The 18,249-nt window shown below is 38.7% G+C and carries 19 protein-coding genes, 1 tRNA gene and 1 rRNA gene; 19 read left to right on the top strand and 2 right to left on the bottom strand.

All coding sequences use genetic code 11. From position 1 onward, the window contains the following. Positions 1-24 precede the first annotated feature (24 nt). Positions 25-699, bottom strand: coding sequence for a Crp/Fnr family transcriptional regulator (locus QME45_07045; GenBank protein MDI6618419.1), 675 nt, complete (start codon positions 697-699; stop codon positions 25-27). 109 nt (positions 700-808) lie between these two features. Between QME45_07045 and hcp the strand changes: the two genes are divergently transcribed. From hcp to QME45_06990, 11 genes are all read left to right on the top strand, one after another. Continuing rightward, positions 809-2,398: a hydroxylamine reductase gene (hcp, locus tag QME45_07040; GenBank protein ID MDI6618418.1), complete on the top strand. Its 1,590-nt coding sequence runs from the start codon at positions 809-811 to the stop codon at positions 2,396-2,398. A gap of 46 nt (positions 2,399-2,444) precedes the next feature. Then, positions 2,445-2,597, top strand: coding sequence for a hypothetical protein (locus tag QME45_07035; GenBank protein MDI6618417.1), 153 nt, complete (start codon positions 2,445-2,447; stop codon positions 2,595-2,597). 430 nt (positions 2,598-3,027) lie between these two features. Beyond that, positions 3,028-3,399 carry an HIRAN domain-containing protein gene (locus QME45_07030; protein ID MDI6618416.1) on the top strand — a complete coding sequence of 124 codons (372 nt, stop codon included), beginning with the start codon at positions 3,028-3,030 and terminating at the stop codon, positions 3,397-3,399. Positions 3,400-3,701: 302 nt separating this feature from the next. Further along, positions 3,702-4,628 (top strand): aspartate carbamoyltransferase, encoded by a 927-nt coding sequence (gene pyrB, locus QME45_07025; protein MDI6618415.1) that lies wholly within the window; start codon positions 3,702-3,704, stop codon positions 4,626-4,628. After that, complete coding sequence (locus tag QME45_07020; GenBank protein MDI6618414.1) at positions 4,628-5,059, top strand: aspartate carbamoyltransferase regulatory subunit; 432 nt, start codon at positions 4,628-4,630, stop codon at positions 5,057-5,059. The genes pyrB and QME45_07020 overlap by 1 nt, the downstream gene beginning before the upstream one ends. 3 nt (positions 5,060-5,062) lie before the next feature. Next, positions 5,063-6,259, top strand: a complete 1,197-nt coding sequence (locus QME45_07015) for a dihydroorotase (protein ID MDI6618413.1) — start codon at positions 5,063-5,065, stop codon at positions 6,257-6,259. After that, positions 6,237-7,112, top strand: coding sequence for an orotidine-5'-phosphate decarboxylase (gene pyrF / locus QME45_07010; protein ID MDI6618412.1), 876 nt, complete (start codon positions 6,237-6,239; stop codon positions 7,110-7,112). Before QME45_07015 ends, pyrF begins: the two co-directional genes overlap by 23 nt. Continuing rightward, positions 7,087-7,824 (top strand): dihydroorotate dehydrogenase electron transfer subunit, encoded by a 738-nt coding sequence (locus tag QME45_07005; protein ID MDI6618411.1) that lies wholly within the window; start codon positions 7,087-7,089, stop codon positions 7,822-7,824. Before pyrF ends, QME45_07005 begins: the two co-directional genes overlap by 26 nt. Next, positions 7,821-8,723: a dihydroorotate dehydrogenase gene (locus QME45_07000; GenBank protein ID MDI6618410.1), complete on the top strand. Its 903-nt coding sequence runs from the start codon at positions 7,821-7,823 to the stop codon at positions 8,721-8,723. Before QME45_07005 ends, QME45_07000 begins: the two co-directional genes overlap by 4 nt. 4 nt (positions 8,724-8,727) lie before the next feature. Beyond that, on the top strand, positions 8,728-9,285 hold the full coding sequence (gene pyrE / locus QME45_06995; GenBank protein MDI6618409.1) for an orotate phosphoribosyltransferase: 558 nt from the start codon (positions 8,728-8,730) through the stop codon (positions 9,283-9,285). A 647-nt stretch (positions 9,286-9,932) separates the two neighbouring features. Then, positions 9,933-10,091: a hypothetical protein gene (locus tag QME45_06990; GenBank protein MDI6618408.1), complete on the top strand. Its 159-nt coding sequence runs from the start codon at positions 9,933-9,935 to the stop codon at positions 10,089-10,091. Between the two features lie 103 nt (positions 10,092-10,194). Here the strand turns inward: QME45_06990 and QME45_06985 are convergent, their stop codons facing one another. Then, positions 10,195-11,385 (bottom strand): DUF2807 domain-containing protein, encoded by a 1,191-nt coding sequence (locus tag QME45_06985; protein MDI6618407.1) that lies wholly within the window; start codon positions 11,383-11,385, stop codon positions 10,195-10,197. A 493-nt stretch (positions 11,386-11,878) separates the two neighbouring features. On the opposite strand from QME45_06985, the gene QME45_06980 reads away from it, so the two are divergent. From QME45_06980 to QME45_06945, 8 genes are all read left to right on the top strand, one after another. Further along, positions 11,879-12,511 (top strand): ECF transporter S component, encoded by a 633-nt coding sequence (locus QME45_06980; protein ID MDI6618406.1) that lies wholly within the window; start codon positions 11,879-11,881, stop codon positions 12,509-12,511. A gap of 99 nt (positions 12,512-12,610) precedes the next feature. After that, positions 12,611-13,393 (top strand): type III pantothenate kinase, encoded by a 783-nt coding sequence (locus tag QME45_06975; protein ID MDI6618405.1) that lies wholly within the window; start codon positions 12,611-12,613, stop codon positions 13,391-13,393. Positions 13,394-13,401: 8 nt separating this feature from the next. Then, positions 13,402-14,388: a tRNA dihydrouridine synthase DusB gene (gene dusB / locus QME45_06970; GenBank protein MDI6618404.1), complete on the top strand. Its 987-nt coding sequence runs from the start codon at positions 13,402-13,404 to the stop codon at positions 14,386-14,388. A gap of 145 nt (positions 14,389-14,533) precedes the next feature. After that, positions 14,534-14,986 carry a hypothetical protein gene (locus QME45_06965; GenBank protein ID MDI6618403.1) on the top strand — a complete coding sequence of 151 codons (453 nt, stop codon included), beginning with the start codon at positions 14,534-14,536 and terminating at the stop codon, positions 14,984-14,986. Between the two features lie 469 nt (positions 14,987-15,455). Further along, entirely contained in the window at positions 15,456-15,938 is a 483-nt protein-coding gene (gene greA, locus QME45_06960) for a transcription elongation factor GreA (protein MDI6618402.1), read from the top strand. A gap of 18 nt (positions 15,939-15,956) precedes the next feature. Next, on the top strand, positions 15,957-17,465 hold the full coding sequence (lysS, locus tag QME45_06955) for a lysine--tRNA ligase (protein ID MDI6618401.1): 1,509 nt from the start codon (positions 15,957-15,959) through the stop codon (positions 17,463-17,465). 121 nt (positions 17,466-17,586) lie between these two features. Continuing rightward, positions 17,587-17,661 (top strand) — tRNA-Asn (locus tag QME45_06950). 328 nt (positions 17,662-17,989) lie between these two features. Then, positions 17,990-18,249, top strand: a 16S ribosomal RNA gene (locus tag QME45_06945); the annotation flags it as partial.

The following is an 18,249-nucleotide window of genomic DNA, read 5'->3' as shown; positions in this document are numbered from 1 at the left end:
TGCCTTTTGCTCTGCCCCTTTAGGCTAAATTCCAACTGGATGTAGCAGATAAAAATGTTTCCCGTTATAATCCAGGATCTTATCTTTTTTCATGTGCGAAAGTTCCCTGCACATGGCGCTTCGGTCTATGCAAAGATAGCCAGACAGCTCACTTTGATTAAATGGGATTGTAAATTCGTAAGACCCGCTACTTTTTGCAACATCATAAAAATATGCCTCAAGCCTTTTACGTATTGTCTTATGAGTGATATAAGACATCTTTCGGTTTAGCAGGGCGTTCTTTTCTGCAATGATCCTGAGCAGGTTTGAAATCAACTGCTGGTGAAAGGGGCAGGCATTTTGGCATGTGTGGACAATCCTGCTCACATCGAGCAAAAGAACTTCACATTTTTCTAAAGCGGTCACTGAAACAGGCATTACTTTTCGTCCGATGCAGGCAAAAGTTTCTCCGAAAAGATCACCTGCTTTCAAAGTTTCAATAATCATGGAATCACCAAGAATGTTTTCTTTTATTACCTGTGCCTTACCTGAGAGCAAAATACATAAAAATGGTGCGGATTTTCCTGCAAGGAAAATGAAATCGCCTTTTGTATAATTTCTTTTGTTGTTTCCAAGGCATTTCAGCATAGTTTTGATATTTTTCTCGTTAATATTAAAAAATAATTCAGTATTTTTTAATATGCCAATTATAGGGATCAAAAAGATTTTCTCCTTTCTTATTTTGTTGCATCTGCAACATATTTTATATGAAGATTATAGTACAATGATGTCACAAAGTAAATATTATCAAAATTATGGAGGTAATATTATGTCAGATATGTTTTGTTTTCAATGCGAGCAAACCGCCGGATGTACAGGATGCAAGGGAAGAGCCGGAGTCTGCGGGAAATCTTCATATGTTGCAAATTTGCAGGACGAGCTTACGGGTGCCCTTATCGCTCTTGCAAGATGCGCAAATAAAAGCAAACCTACATCATCAACGAGTTACACTATGATAGAAGGGCTTTTTAAAACTATTACCAATGTAAATTTCGATGGTGAATCAGTGAAAGGAGAAATTGAAAAAGTCCACAGGGAGAAAGATGCTTTGATATCACAGCATGAGCACCATTCACCTACCTGCAAATGTAGTATTGATTATGACATGAAAAAGCTCTGGACATGTAATGAAGATATTCGTTCTTTAAAATCTCTTATTTTATTTGGCTTGCGCGGTATGGCAGCCTATGCTTACCATGCGCTCATGCTTGGATATACTGATGAAGAAGTCAATAATTTTTTTTACAAGGGTATGTGTGCTATAGGAGAAGATTTGAAAATTGACGAACTTATTCCTATTGTGATGGAAACAGGGGAAGTCAACTTAAAGTGTATGGAGCTTCTTGACAGGGCAAATACTGAAACTTATGGCACACCTGTACCTACAACTGTGTCCCTTACCATACAGAAAGGCCCGTTCATTGTAGTAAGCGGCCATGATTTGCATGATCTTTATCTTCTCCTCGAGCAAACCAAAGAAAAAGGTATCGATATATATACTCATGGAGAGATGCTTCCTGCTAATGCATATCCAAAATTCAAGGCTTATCAACATTTTAAAGGAAATTTTGGGACTGCCTGGTACAATCAGCAAAAAGAATTTCAGAGTATACCAGGTACCGTATTATTTACCACCAATTGTCTCATGCCTGTAAAAGAGAACTATAGAGACCGAATTTTCACAACCGGCCCTGTAGCTTATCCAGGGACTGTACACATCGGTGATGAAAAAGACTTTACGCCTGTAATCGAAAAGGCAATAGAACTTGGAGGTTACAAGGAAGATCATGTTATGGATGGAATCAATGGAGGTACAAAAGTTACCACGGGATTTGGGCATGGGACGGTGCTTTCTGTTTCATACAAAGTTGTTGATGCCGTAAAAAAGGGAAAGATCAGTCATTTCTTCCTTGTAGGAGGTTGCGATGGTGCAAGGATAGGTAGAAATTACTATACTGAATTCGTGAAAAAAGCTCCTAAAGACACTATTATCCTTACGCTTGGCTGCGGCAAATACCGTTTCAACGATTTGGATCTTGGCAAAATAGAGGGACTGCCCCGCATCATGGATATGGGCCAATGCAATGATGCTTACGGTGCGATCCGTGTAGCAATGGCGCTTTCAAAAGCATTCAACTGCAGCGTGAACGAACTGCCGCTGACCATGGTGCTTTCATGGTATGAGCAAAAGGCAGTATGCATCTTGCTTACACTTTTGTCTCTTGGAATAAAGAACATTTATCTGGGGCCAACACTTCCAGCGTTTGTTTCTCCAAACATACTGGGTTATCTTGTTAAAAACTTTAATATTTCTCCAACTTCAACTCCTGATGAGGATTTAAAGAAGATTCTTGGTTGAACCCTCCCCCACCTGCTAACGCTGAGGTGGGGGATTCTTTTTTATAATGAAGCAAGATATTAAACAGTTTATTTTGGACAAAGAACTTTTAGAAAGAAAGACATATTTTGAATTGGCGCAGGAAGTATTGGATTCCCCTGTAAGACATGCGTTTCAGGATATTTTGAATTTAAACTGTGATGAAGAAGATGATATTTAGTGAAGTTGTATTTTCTATCAAGAGATTCATTAAAAACATTAAGTGAAATATTTGAGGAAAATATACATAATTATTCATTGTAAGACAATCGATGGGTATATGAATGTTTTGGAAATACTTCTCCATTTATAGAATTCAAGAAGGAATATATATGTCCATTATTTTTTTGCACATGTGCGTAAACGCTCACTAATAACCAATCCTATTTCCATAATTTGATAGATAAATATACATATGATGATTTCTTTGATAATCCATGAAGTAATTATGTACCTGAATATATTAGGTGGAACATGGCTGCTTGATTATTATTCCAAAGATGAATTATCAAAAAAGATTACGGATTACATAAAACTATTGCTAAAAATATAATATTATGATTATATAGTGATATAAGAGAAATAATAATGCCGCAAAGGGGGAGTCATGAATGAGAGAGAATTATTTTATTACGATTACAGGGTTGAATCATTATTATGACAAAGTACCGTTTGAGATTGGACGTATACTAAAAATTGTAAAAGAGCCCCAAAACGAATATGATGATGAAGCGATACGTGTGGAACTTCCCTATATTGGCACGGTTGGTTATGTGGCTAACAGTTCCGATACTGTTTTCAAAGGGACGATAAGTTCCGGAAGGCTTTATGATCGGATAGGTGATTATGCATATGTTCAGGTTTGCTTTATTACACATTCAAATGTGATTGCGCTTGTACTTTCGCCAAAGGAAGTTGAGAAAAATTCAAAAGAAGAAGAGGTACAGGAAATAGTAAAAAAGTTGAAAACGATGATAAAATAAATGAATTTTGGATAATCAATTGATATTTTGATGATATGATGCTTATTATTTTGAAATTTTTAGAGGTGTAAAATCTTAAGAGACATATTTTTTGACCATTGACTTAGCATAAAGTTTATGCTATCATAATAAAAATACCTTTAAGCTGGTTCTGTGAGACCGGGAAGGTTGAAGTATCTAAGTGTATTAGTATGCCTTCCCGAGAGGAAGGCATTTTTTATGCCCGGAGCTGCTTACAGGTTATATACAAAAAATTTTTAGAACCTTTAATGTAGACCTGAGAGTCTAAAAGGAGGAAAAGTATGTTAAAAGGAAGACATTTAATCGATCCGATGGATTTTACGGTTGATGAAATGGAGGAAGTATTCAGGTTCGCGGACAGAATAATAAAAGATCCTGAAAGATATTTGCATATCTGCGACGGAAAGATACTTGCCACGCTTTTCTATGAACCCAGTACAAGGACGAGATTCAGCTTTGAAGCTGCCATGCTCAGGCTTGGAGGCAGGGTGATAGGTTTTTCGGAAGCGAATTCGAGCTCGGTTTCAAAAGGCGAAAGCATTGCGGACACCATAAGGGTTGTCGGGTGCTATGCGGATATCGCGGCTATGAGGAATCCCAAAGAAGGGGCGCCGAGGGTTGCCGCCATGTATTCAAACATACCGGTCATAAATGCAGGCGACGGCGGTCATCAGCATCCGACTCAAACGTTAACTGATCTTCTGACTATAAGAAATATAAAAGGAACACTATCAAACCATACGATAGGCCTCTGCGGAGATCTAAAATTCGGGCGTACAGTCCATTCACTCATAAAAGCCATGTCAAGATACGAAAACAATAAATTCATACTCATATCACCTGAGGAGCTTAAGGTTCCGGATTATATTAAAAAAGGAATACTCGAGAAAAACAATATAGAATTCGAAGAAGTCCAAAATCTCGAAGATGTAATAGGCAAGTTAGACATACTATATATGACGAGAGTTCAGAGGGAAAGATTTTTCAATGAAGAAGACTATTTAAGGCTGAAGGACAGCTATATACTGGACAGCGAAAAGATGAGGCAGGCAAGGGATGATATGATAGTGCTGCATCCGCTGCCGAGAGTGAATGAGATCGCATATGAAGTTGATGGTGATAAACGGGCATGCTATTTCAGACAGGCAAAGTTTGGAATGTATGTGAGGATGGCTTTAATATCAAAATTGCTGGGGGTCGATAGATAATGTTAAAGATCGATGGGATAACAAGGGGTATAGTAATAGATCACATAAAAGCAGGACTTGGAGTCAAGATATTTAACTATATGGGCCTTGACAAAGCTGATTTTACAGTGGCCCTTATAATGAATGCAAACAGCAACAAGCTTGGCAAAAAGGACATGATTAAAATCGAAAATGCTATAGATATGGATTACACGATGCTCGGGCTTATCTCGCCTGATATCACGATAAATATAATAGATGGCGGTATTATAAAGAAAAAAATCAAGCTCAAGCTTCCGGAAAGAGTCGAAAATATTATAAAATGTAAAAATCCAAGATGTGTTACATCTATTGAAAAGTATTTGCCGCATATTTTTTATCTTGTGGATGAGGACAAAGCGGAATACAGGTGCAAGTATTGCGATGAAGTGTATGCTTTATCGGAGGTATAGCCGATGGAATTATTGGTTAAAGGCGCAAGGGTTGTCGACAGTAGCCAGGATTTTGAAGGTGACGTATATATAAGAAATGGAAAGATAGATGAAATAGGGAAAAGCCTTTCGAAGGATTGTTCCGTTATCGATGGAAAAGGTCTTACCATTTTGCCTGCGTTCGTGGATTTGCACAGCCACTTCAGGGATCCGGGCCAAACTTATAAAGAAGATATACTGTCCGGAAGCCGTGCTGCTGCGGCAGGCGGCTATACGGCCGTCAATCTTATGGCAAATACGGATCCCCCATGCAGCAGCATGGAAATTGTCGAATATGTTAAAAATAAAGCGGATGAGGCGGGTCTTATCGATGTTTATCAGAGTATATCCATAACGAAAAACATGGAGGGAAATGATATAAGCCACCTTGAAAAAATAGATAAAGGTGTAAAGATAATTTCAGATGACGGGAAAGGCGTTTTGAGCATCGATATAATGTATAAAGCCATGGTCAAGGCAAAAGATATGGGTATCATCGTTATGACCCATGAAGAAGATGAAAGTATTGCAAAGTATGACGCGAGGCTATCGGAAAACATAATGACCATAAGGGATATAGTCCTTTCGGAATATACCCTTTGTCCTCTGCATATTGCTCATGTAAGCACAAAGGAAGCCATGAAGAGTATAATGGATGCGAAAAAAAGAGGCGTTCCGGTAACCTGTGAAGTTACGCCTCATCATATAAGTCTGGATAACAGCGTCGATTATAAAGTAAATCCTCCATTAAGGGATGCAACGGATGTAAAATTTTTGATCGAGTCTATAAAAGATGGATTTGTGGATGTGATTTCCACAGATCATGCCCCCCACACTATGGAGGACAAAAGAAATGGTGCAAGAGGCATATCAGGTTTAGAGACAGCATTTTGCGTATGCTTTACGAAGCTTGTTCATGAGGGGAACATATCTCTTAGTAGGCTTTCTGAAATTATGTCTAAAAATCCGGCGAGGATTTTAAAGCTGAATAAGGGCGAGATTAAAATAGGATATGATGGGGATCTGGTTTTAGTCGATTTAAATAAAAAGATAAAAGTCGATGCAAAAAATTTTGAATCCAAGGGTAAAAATACTCCATTTGATGGTATGGAGTTTTACGGGAAAGTATTGATGACTGTAAAAGGCGGGAGGGTCATATATGATAATAGACAGGCTCTATGAGAGCGTAAAAAACAAAGGAAACGTCTGCGTTGGGCTTGATACATCCCCGGAGTATATACCAAATTGTTTTTTAAAGGAACATGATAATTTAGAAGACGGGCTGTTTGATTTTAATAAAAGGATAATAGATGCCGTATCTGATGTATGTGCATGCTTCAAGGTGCAGATAGCTTATTATGAAGCTTTAGGGCTTGCGGGACTTTTAGCCTATAAGAGAACTTTGAAGTATATAAAAAATTGTGGATGTATATCTATTGCGGATATTAAAAGGGGAGACATAGCAAATACGGCAAGGATGTATGCAAAGGCACATTTTACGGGAGATTTTGAAAGCGATTTTGTAACCCTCAGCCCTTATATGGGGTTTGACAGCCTGGAACCATATCTGGATTATGTCAGGGATTTTGAAAAGGGAATTTTCATACTTGTCAGGACATCCAATAAGGGCGCTTTTGATATACAGTATATGGAGGATAAAAGAGGAATAAAGGTATACAGGCATGTCGCGGATAAAGTATGTAAAATCGCTTCATATTATAAAGGGAAATGCGGTTACAGCTCCATAGGCGGTGTAATAGGCTGTACGCATGTAGACGAGGGTGCCGCCTTGAGGAGAGATTTTGGGGATATGTTTATGCTCATACCGGGTTATGGAGCGCAAGGAGGCACCGCAGGGGATGTAGCCGTATACCTCAGAGGCGGCAATGGCGGGATTGTGAATTCATCAAGAGGTATACTCCTTTCATATAAAAAACACGAAGACGGTGAAAAAAAGTTTGATATGTATGCAAGGGACGAAGTCATTGAAATGAGGGAGGCGATCTGGAATGCTGCCGGTATACGCAACGAATAAGATACTGAAAAACACAAAAGTGTATAAAAATATATTTATTATGACGGTATCGGGAAATTACGATATTATACCGGGACAGTTTTTTATGGTACGCTCATGGGGAATAGAACTGCTCCTTTCAAGGCCTTTAAGCGTATTCGACGCCGGATGCGGTTACGTATCGTTTTTATATGAGATAAGGGGCAGGGGCACAAAAATATTGAGCGGCATGAAGGCTGGAGATAGTATAAGCATGCTGGGGCCTCTCGGAAACGGCTTTGATTTAAGTAATATAAAAGGTAGAGCAGCCATGGTAGCCGGCGGGATAGGACTTACGCCTATGCTTTACACTGCGAAAAAGATGGTCGGATGTGAGGTGGATCTTTATGCAGGATTCAGGGAAGATGTTTATATAGTGGATAAATTCAAAGAATATGTGGACAATATATACCTTGCAACGGACAGCGGAAAAGCAGGGCATAAGGGATTTATAACAGATATATTCGATCCCAAAAAATATTCTGTGGTCCTTTGCTGCGGTCCATGGACAATGATGGAAAAGGTCATAAAAAAGTGTATAAAATGCGATGTTCTGATTTTTATATCCATGGAGAGAAGGATGGCCTGCGGCGTGGGAGCATGCTTAGGATGCACATGTAAAACTAAAAATGGCAATAAGCGCGTATGCAAAGATGGGCCGGTATTTAACGGCAGGGATGTGATTATAGGATGATGGAAGTTGAAATATGCAATGTGAAATTTAAAAATCCTGTTATAGCAGCATCAGGCACCTTTGGCTTTGGCAGGGAATACAATGAAATATTCGACGTATCGAAGCTTGGAGGGATTGTATCTAAGGGCTTAACACTAAATAAGAGGGAAGGCAACAGAGGCATACGCATTTTTGAGACCAGATCAGGTGTGATGAACAGCGTGGGGCTTCAAAACCCTGGCATTGACGAGTTTATAAAATATGAGCTGCCTTTCATGCTCAAGCTTGATACCGTTGCAATAGCAAATTTGGGCGGAGAAAGCATCGATGAGTATATAAAAGGTGCTCAAATGTTAGATAATACAAGGGTGCAGTTTATTGAGCTAAATATATCATGTCCGAATGTGAAGCATGGGGGGATGGCATTTGGGATAAAGTCCAAAGTTGCATACGAGGTGGTATCGAAGGTGAGAGGCGTCGTGAAAAAACCTCTTATAGTCAAGCTTTCGCCTAATGCGGAGAATATAGCGGATATGGCTGAAAAATGCTGCGAGGCCGGGGCTGACGCGATATCTTTGGTAAATACGTTTAAAGCTATGGCAATAGATATAAAAAAAAGAAAACCGGTATTTGAAAATGTAACGGCAGGCCTTTCGGGTCCGGCCATAAAACCGATTGCCTTAAGGATGGTTTATGAAGTGGCATCTGCCGTCGATGTGCCTGTTATAGGTATGGGAGGAATCGCAAATTATAAAGATGCTATAGAATTTATAATGGCAGGTGCCAGTGCGGTACAGGTAGGGACGGCAAATTTTATAAAACCGGATATCTGCATAAGTTTAATAGATGGTATAAGGAATTTTATGGAGACAGAAGGCATAAAAGATTTAGAAGAAATTAGAGGAATAATCAGGAGGTAAAATCATGGTGATAGATATATTAAAAGAATGCGGAGCTCTTTTAGAGGGTCATTTTCTGTTATCGTCCGGAAGGCACAGTGATAAGTATATACAGTGCGCAAAACTCCTGCAGTATCCTGATAAGGCGGAAAAAGTGTTAAGCGTTGTTGCAAAGAAAATTGAGGATTTGGATTTTGATGTCGTCGTAGGACCTGCAATGGGAGGCGTAATCGTATCATATGAGCTTGGGAGACAGCTTGGCAGAAAGGCTGTATTCACAGAGCGTGAAAACGGAGTCATGACCCTTAGAAGGGGATTTGAAATAGAAAAAGGCCAGAGGGTGCTTATAAGCGAGGATGTAATCACAACCGGCAAATCTTCCCTTGAAACAGCAAAAGTCATAAGAAAACTCGGTGGGGAAGTCGCAGGTATTGCATGCATAGCCGACAGGGGTACATGTACCATGGAATATCCCGTATACAGTGCCGTAAAGCTTTTGATTGAGAGCTGGGACGCTGAAAACTGCCCTCTGTGCAAGCAGGGCATACCGTATGTAAAACCCGGAAGCAGAGGATTAAAGTAAATAGACATTAGAACTGATCGGCAAGCATAAAAAGCCCTAATTAAAATCGGTCTGTTTTTCAATTCGCAATATGAAATCAGGCATAAATAATATAAGCGCATATTACGAATCGAAGCGATCAGATAACATATTTTGTATAATGTGCATAAATATGCTATTATTAAACTAATGTAGATTGTATATTTAACATGGAATTTAAAGATGCATGATGTAATTTATTATTCATTTTAAGGAAGGTTTACCGACGACAGAATGGAGGTGAAGTTTATGAAAATAAAAAAGATATGCTCAAGACTTTAGCCTTTGTTCTTATGGCCAGTCTTGCTTTTCAAAAGGTTGTTTTTGCAGACATGGCCCCACCTCCTGCCGTTAAATTTATTTCGATATTATTTTTTGTCATTGTAGGCGCAGGACTGATAATAATCTGTGTTGTGGCATTCATTACTATTAAGAATAACATAAAGAAAAATGCTAATAAATAATTTTTTACTTGCGCTATTGCTCACTATAATGATTGAATCCATAGTTGCGTTTTTTTAGGTTACAGGGATAAAAGACTTTATATTACACTAATCCTGGCCAATATTATCACAAACCCGGCCCTTAATTACATACTTGCCTTGATTTATTATCTGGGGATGTACCGTTTGTATAAGCCTGCTGGAATTTTCCTTGAAATAGCCGCTGTGATAATCGAGTGGAGACTTTTTGTTTATGCATTGGACAGGAATTCAAAATCAATGCTTAAACTATCTCTTGCAATAAATGTTTCGTCATTTTTAGCAGGGCTGTTGATTTTCAGATAAAGATATAAGGAGGTATTCTTATGAAAAGGTTTGGAATATGTGCCGGAGGATATTTTTACCTCCGGCACTATTTAAATAATATCAATGCAGCTGTTTTAGGATTTTATCCTCTTTTCAGCACTTTAATAGAAGAGCTTTTGCTGTGCTTCTCCACGGATTCTTCCATAACTCTTCCGATTGTTATATCCCCGGAGCCTTCTATTGAAAGATTGGCAGTCCTCGTGCTGATATGTTCCGCATCTATATCTCCGGAACCTCTTATAACCGCTTCGAATATATCCAAATCTCCTGTTCCTAAACTAATATCTCCTGAGCCGCTGATCGATGATTTAAGAAAACCAGATACTTCATGGGCCTCGAAATCCCCGGATCCGTTTATGCTGATTCTCGGGTTGCCTGCCTTACTGCATTTAATGTCACCGCTGCCGCTTATTCTTGCTTCAAGATCATCGATATCAAAAGTTGTTATGTCGCCCGAGCCGTTAATGGAAGCATATCCACTTTTGAAGGGAACTTCAACTGAGACATCACCTGAGCCATGCAGATCTATCCGAATGTTTTCCCCGCAGTCACTGCCAAAAGATATGATTACAACATTCCTGCTGCTTGAGTTTCCATATCTGTTGTTCTTATGTTCACATCTTAAAGAAAGGCGTTCTTCCTCCTGAATGACTTTGAGCCCCTCGATGAATATCGGCGAACCTGTGGCTTTCACATATGTCTTGCTGTCCTTCGATCTGACAACCTTAAAATCAGCGCCGGCTACAGCCATATCTATCGATTGTATTCCGTCATATACTTCGCTGAATTCTGTTTTACTCGAGTCGATATCTTCATATACAGGTATTTCATCAATAAAATCGAAACAGATTTCGCCGGTTCCCTTATTTATGATTTTTAGCTGATTAAGATTTGCACTGCTTCCATCCTTGAAAATGACGGTATCTTTGTTTACATCCTTTACTTCTTTTTGAGAATAACAGGCAACATTACCGAAAGTATGAACAAGTTTGAGATTATAGCCTTTAGTTTCCGGAAACGCTGGAATATGATAGCGTTCCGACGGGTTGCTGCCGGCATTTTTATCTTCGTTTCCAAGCAGCTTTTCAATCGAAACATTCAATTCTTTTGCAAGATAGGGCAGTATTGTTATTTCAGGAAAACTCAGCCCGTTTTCCCATTTGGACACAGCCTGCGCTGTAATGTTCAACCTTGCGGCAAGTTCTTCCTGAGTCAATCCCTGCAATTTTCTGTACGATGCGATCCTGTTTCCGACACCGTATACGTCATACATATAAAAACCTCCCCGGCACATAAATTCGTGCATATTTTATAAGATAAGTATATTGGTTAAATCATCATGAAACAATATATTGTTGGTTTATATCAAAAATAGTTTTGCCACTTTTAACAACCGATGGTTGTATAAAAACATTTCAACCTGACGTTGATTGGAATGGTATTCTTTAAATAATTTTGATGTATACGAATATACTAATTTAACTCGTAATCTGAAATCAGGTATGAATAGGATTATGTTATTTTGAATAGCGAATGAGTGTTCAAAATAACATAATCTCATATTACGAATGGAAGATATACTAATTCACAGTTGTTAAAAAAAAGATTTGTGTTAAAATAAATCTTGTAAGAAGCCGGTAACCATAATTTTTAGGTACCGGACTCATAAAAAATAATTTGAATATTGTCCGGCATCTTATAGTGCACCTGATAGGCTCATGCCTGCAGGTGACCGGAAAAGAGCTGGAACAGGAGGTTATGTAAAAATGAAAACGGAAGTACACGCATCCTGCCGACCATACTTTACTACAAGAAGGATGGCAACAATTGCCCTGTTAAGTGCCATATCTATCGTTATGAGCATCGTACCGGGCATTGGTTTTATTTATGTCGGGGTTATAAAGGCAACATTTATGCATATACCCGTCATAATCGCAGCTATCACGGAGGGACCTGTTGCAGGCGCAATAGTAGGACTTATATTCGGGATATCAAGCCTGGTTATCAATATGTCGGGACCTCTCGCACCGGTTTTTATCAATCCGTTGGTTTCCGTTGCCCCGAGAATTATGATAGGTTTATCTGCGGCATATACCTATAAAGCTTTAAAACATGTTTCAAATTGTGACAGTAAAAATAACTCAAAGAGCGGAAAGATATGTGCCATTATATCCGTTCCGGCAGCAGCTGCAGTTGGAACAATAATGAATACGGCGGGAGTTCTGGGTATGATTTACGTGGTTGCAGCACGTGAGTTTACGCAAGTGAAAGGAGTAACCATGGCAAATCTTGGCCGCATATTGGCAGGCGTTGCCCTGACAAATGGAGTTGCCGAACTTGTTGTTGCGGTAGTTCTTGTGACCGCGATTATAAAGGGAATAAATACGATAAGAAAATAATTACAGTGATGAGCTGCATATATATTCTAAGAATATATATGCAGCCACAGGGATGCGCAATTTTGCGCATCTCTTGAAATTTAAACTGGAGGAAAAAATATGATACTTGTCATAGATGTCGGGAATACAAATATTGTGCTTGGAATAATTGAAGGAAACAAGATACTGTCGGACTGGAGGCTTTCTACAGATACCCCCAAGACAGCTGACGAATATGGTTTGCATATTAAACTGCTGTTTGATTATGCCGGATTTAAGATGGATAAGGTTGAAGGAGTCATAATATCGTCAGTCGTACCGAACATAATGTATTCCCTTGAGCATGCAATAAAAAAATACTTCAATACTCAGCCTCTCATAGTAGGGCCTGGTGTAAAATCGGGGATAAATATTAAATATGACAATCCCAAAGAGGTGGGAGCAGACAGGATAGTCAATGCTGTTGCCGCCCATGAGCTGTATGGAGGTCCTCTTATTATCATCGACTTTGGTACCGCCACCACGTTTTGCGCCGTAACTTCAGGTGCAGATTACCTTGGAGGCGCAATAGTCCCCGGCATTAAAATCTCCAGTGAAGCTTTGTTTTCAAAGGCGGCAAAGCTTCCGAGAGTCGAACTTGTAAAGCCGCCTTCGGTCATATGCAAGAATACCGTACAAAGCATGCAGGCAGGTATTGTCTATGGATATGTCGGGCTTGTTGATTATATTGTGAATAAGATGAAGGCTGAGATGAAAAAATATGAAGAAAAAGAGCCTTTTGTAGTAGCGACAGGAGGCCTTGCAAGGCTGATATCATCGGAGTCCACCACAATAAATGAAATAAACGGTTATCTGACTCTTGAGGGCCTAAGAATTATTTATAATATGAATAAAAATATTTAGGTGATAGGATGAAAATAGGCGGTTTGGAATTTAAAAGCAATGTATTTTTGGCTCCGATGGCAGGAGTGACAGATAAGCCTTTCAGAATTTTATGCAGGGAAATGGGCTGTGGTTTTGTATATACCGAAATGATAAGCTCAAAAGGGCTTTATTATAACAGCAGCAAAACCATAGACATGCTTGATATCGATAAAAGAGAAGCTCCTGTCGGAGTGCAGATTTTTGGCTCTGACCCGGATATTATGGGAGAAATGGCAGGAGAGATAAGCAGGAATAAAATGGTCGCATTGATAGACATCAATATGGGATGCCCGGCTCGAAAAATCGTAAAAAATGGTGAAGGGTGTGCTCTTATGAGAAACCCTGATCTTGCATCGAAAATTATTAAAAGCGTCGCAAAAAATTCGCTGCTTCCCGTAACTGTTAAATTCCGCAAAGGTTGGGATGAGTCCAGTATTAACGCTGTTGAATTCGCAAACATGGCTGAAGAAAGCGGTGCCAGTGCAGTATCCGTTCATGGCAGGACAAGAGAGCAGATGTATGAAGGAAATGCGGACTGGTCTATAATCAAAAGGGTAAAAGAAAGCGTCAAAATACCTGTTATAGGAAACGGAGATGTGTTTACACCCGAAGCTGCAAAAGGGCTCTTTCAAGAAACAGGATGTGACGGAATACTTGTTGCCAGGGGCGCCATGGGCAATCCATGGATTTTTAAGAGGATAAATCATTATCTTAAAACGGGCGAGATTCTGTCGGAGCCTGATGCCGGGGAAAGGATCGACATGGCTGTAAGACATGCCAAAATGCTGGTAGATTTAAAAGGGGAGAATACCGGAATCAGGGAAATGCGAAAGCATGCCGCCTGGTATATAAAGGGTTTGAAAAATTCAACCGATATAAAAAACAAAATAAATGCGATTATCAAAAAGGATGAACTTATAAATTTGTTGATTGATTATAAAAAAAGCCTTATGCTGGTCCAGAAAAGCTCTTAAACAAATCAACATCAATAAACTGGAAGTCTAACATGGCCTTTAAGAAAAAATTAATATATAAATTATCATTATTAAACGTTTGGGGGCAATAATAAGGTATAGATACAAAAAATCTGTATACTAAAATTGGAAGGGAGATGAATTTATGCAAGGTAAAAATAAAATTTTCGCAGGTTTAATTACAGGAATTGTAATGGTTTGCACCGCAGTTCCTGTCTTTGCATCTAATACTCCAAGTCCAAATGCAAAGGATAATGAAAGATTAGAGATCAAAGACCATGATTTAAGTTTTGAAAAAATCCAGAAAATAGCCGAAAAGCTCGGCGTGGATATAAAAGGCCTCTCAGAGGAGGAGGCCAGAGCAAAAGTCAAGGAAGCAATGGAAGCTAAAAGGATGGAAAGGATCGAAGAAAAGGCTAAAAAACTTGGTGTTGATATAAAAGGCCTTTCAAAAGAGGAAGCCAGACAGAAAATAAAAGCCAAAATTCACGATAATATTAAAGAAGAGGCAAATAAACTTGGTATAGATATAAACGGCCTTTCGGATAGAGAGGCAAGGGAAAAAATCAGAAAAGCAAAGGCAGAAAAAAAGAGCTAAACTGTTATTTGAGGTTTTAAAATCGGGCAGGAGATATTTGCGGTTCTCCTGCCTTAAGTTTATTTAGAATAGTCTTAAAAATATAATAAAATAAATGTATCCGCTATGGTAAAAACTGTTGACAATTAATTAGCTGTGTTTTATAATATTCAACAATAAGATAGCGCTGAATACTGCAAGCACTATAGAGTTAATCATCTATAGTGCTTGCAGTATTTATGAAAATGTTGCTGTCTTTATGTTATTGCAAACTTATCTTGCTTATGCTTATTGAATGAGAATAGCAATTGGATTCGAATAATTTGAAAATATATGCATATATTAACGGCATATAAAATAATTTAAGTATGAGGAACAAGATAATATAAATGAGGTTATAAATATTTCAACTTTAAAATGAAAATTTTGGAGTTGAAATATTTATATATTTTTTCCTCAATACTAAAAATTGCCAGAAGGGGAGAGTAAGATGGGCGAATCAAATAAACAGACTGTTCTAACGTATGAAGGCGTAAGAAAATTGGAGGAGGAACTCGACTACTTAAAAACGATAAAAAGAAAAGAGGTAACCCAAAAAATAAAAACTGCTCTGTCTTTTGGAGATTTAAGCGAAAACTCCGAATACGATGAGGCTAAAAATGAGCAGGCATTTGTTGAAGGCAGGATTGCACTGCTGGAAAACATGTTAAAATCGGCCAAGGTTATTGATGAAGATGATATTACCACGGAAACAGTAAGCATAGGCTGTAATGTAAAGGTGAAGGACCTTGAATTCAATGATGAGATCAATTATACAATAGTAGGATCTGCCGAGGCGGATCCAAGTAAACTTAAAATATCCAATGAATCTCCTGTAGGACGTGGTTTAATCGGCAAAAAAGTTGGAGATATTGCAGAAGTAGAAGTTCCTGACGGCGTTATAAAATATAAAATACTTGAAATAACAAAGTAGTTTTGGGGGTTTTATCTTATGGCTAATGAAAAGCTAAACACTGATGCACTTGAAGAAGAATACAACAAGCTTATTATAGAGCGCAGAGAAAAATTTAAAGAGTTAAAAGATAAAGGGCAAGATCCATTTAATACTTATACTTATGATGTGACTGACTCATCCAAGGAAATAAAGGATAACTTTGAAAAGATGGAAGGGACTTATGTATCGGTAGCGGGCAGGCTTTTGTCCAAAAGGGTCCATGGTAAGGCCGGCTTTTCAGATCTTTATGATAAATTCGGGAAAATACAGCTTTATTTAAGGATAGATGACATAGGCGAGGAGAAGCTTAAATTTTTCAAGTCTCTGGATTTAGGTGATATACTGGGAGTAAAAGGAAGGGTGTTTAAAACTCATTCGGGTGAAATTTCCATTCATGTTACCGATTTTACCCTTCTTTGCAAATCTTTAAGGCCTCTTCCTGAAAAATGGCATGGGCTTAAAGATCCTGATTTAAAATACAGGGAGCGTTATGTCGACCTTATAATCAATCAAGATGTAAGGGATGTTTTTATAAAAAGAACTAAAATAATAAAGGCAATCAGAAAGTTCTTGGATGATAGAGGATATATGGAAGTTGAAACTCCGGTGCTTTCCACGATAGCAGGGGGGGCGGCTGCAAGGCCGTTTATAACGCATCATAACACACTGGATATAGATATGTATTTAAGGATTGCAACGGAACTTTATCTTAAAAGGCTTATCGTCGGCGGATTTGAGAGAGTATATGAGATAGGCAAGGATTTTAGAAATGAAGGTATGGATATCAGGCATAATCCTGAGTTTACCATGATAGAGTTATATCAGGCATATACTGATTATAACGGGATGATGGAGATACTTGAAAATATGATTTCCAAGATATGCCAAGAACTTTATGGCACTACGAAGATCGTTTATCAGGGAACGGAAATAGATTTTAAGCCGCCATGGAGGAGGCTCACCATGACGGAAGCTGTAAAGCAATATGCAAACATAGATTTTGATAAAATAGAAAGCGATGACGAGGCAAGGGATATTGCGAAAAAGTTAAACATCAATATAAAAAAGCAGCTTAAGGACTGTACGAAGGGCGATATATTAAATGCTCTTTTTGAAGAATATGGAGAAAAGAATCTGATACAGCCAACTCTCCTTATAGATTATCCTGTTGAGATTTCACCATTGACCAAGGCGAAAAGGGGCAATCCTAAGCTTACTGAAAGGTTTGAGGCTTTTGTATACGGCCGCGAACTGGCAAATGCATACTCGGAGCTGAACGATCCCGATATACAAAGGGAAAGATTTATTCAGCAGCTTCATGAAAGGGAACTCGGTGACGATGAAGCTTATGTGATGGATGAGGATTTTATGAATGCGCTGGAGATAGGGATGCCTCCTACAGGGGGAATGGGTATAGGTATCGATAGGCTTGTGATGTTTCTTACAGATTCACCTTCAATAAGAGATGTAATTCTATTTCCTACAATGAAACCGGAAAGAGAATAAAAGTGCAGCTTTCTGCACTTTTATTCTCCATAGCACCTTGAAGCTTAGGTATAAGAAAAAATATAAAATGGGATATTGATTTTTATTATATAAATTGTTATAATAGTAAAGTCAAAATCGTTCCTCGGTAGCTCAATGGTGGAGCATCCGGCTGTTAACCGGAGGGTTGTTGGTTCGAATCCAATCCGAGGAGCCATTTTTTTACCGTAAAAATGCCGGAAAATGAAAACTTGAATCTGGCGAATGAGTGTTCAAAATAACATAAGTTCATATTACGAATCGAAGGAAGAAGTAAAAAAGTTATTGACATGTTTATTTAAAGATGCTATCATTATTATTGCTGCTGAAAGGCGGTAGTTTAAAAATTCTATATTTTTGGTGATCTTTGAAAATTGAACAGTGTGAGGAAGTGCGAGGTAATATAGAGATATATAGAACCGACAATTTCTTTAAAGAGAACCAGATAAACCAGTAAGAAGTAATGAAACAGGATAAGAGGATACGAGAAGTATCTGATAAGATAAGAACATGAGAGTTTGATCCTGGCTCAGGACGAACGCTGGCGGCGTGCTTAACACATGCAAGTCGAGCGAAGATGCAGCAATGCATTTTAGCGGCGGACGGGTGAGTAACACGTGGAGAACCTGGCCTATACAGGGGGATAGCCACTCGAAAGGGTGAATAATACCGCATAAAGCATACGATAGGCATCTAGAGGATGTTAAACGAGTAATCGGGTATAGGATGGCTCCGCGGCCCATTAGTTAGTTGGTGAGGTAAAGGC

The organism is Clostridiales bacterium (genome assembly GCA_030016385.1).
Taxonomy (GTDB): domain Bacteria; phylum Bacillota; class Clostridia; order Clostridiales; family Oxobacteraceae; genus JASEJN01.
This window is presented reverse-complemented; position numbering and strand designations above follow the sequence as displayed.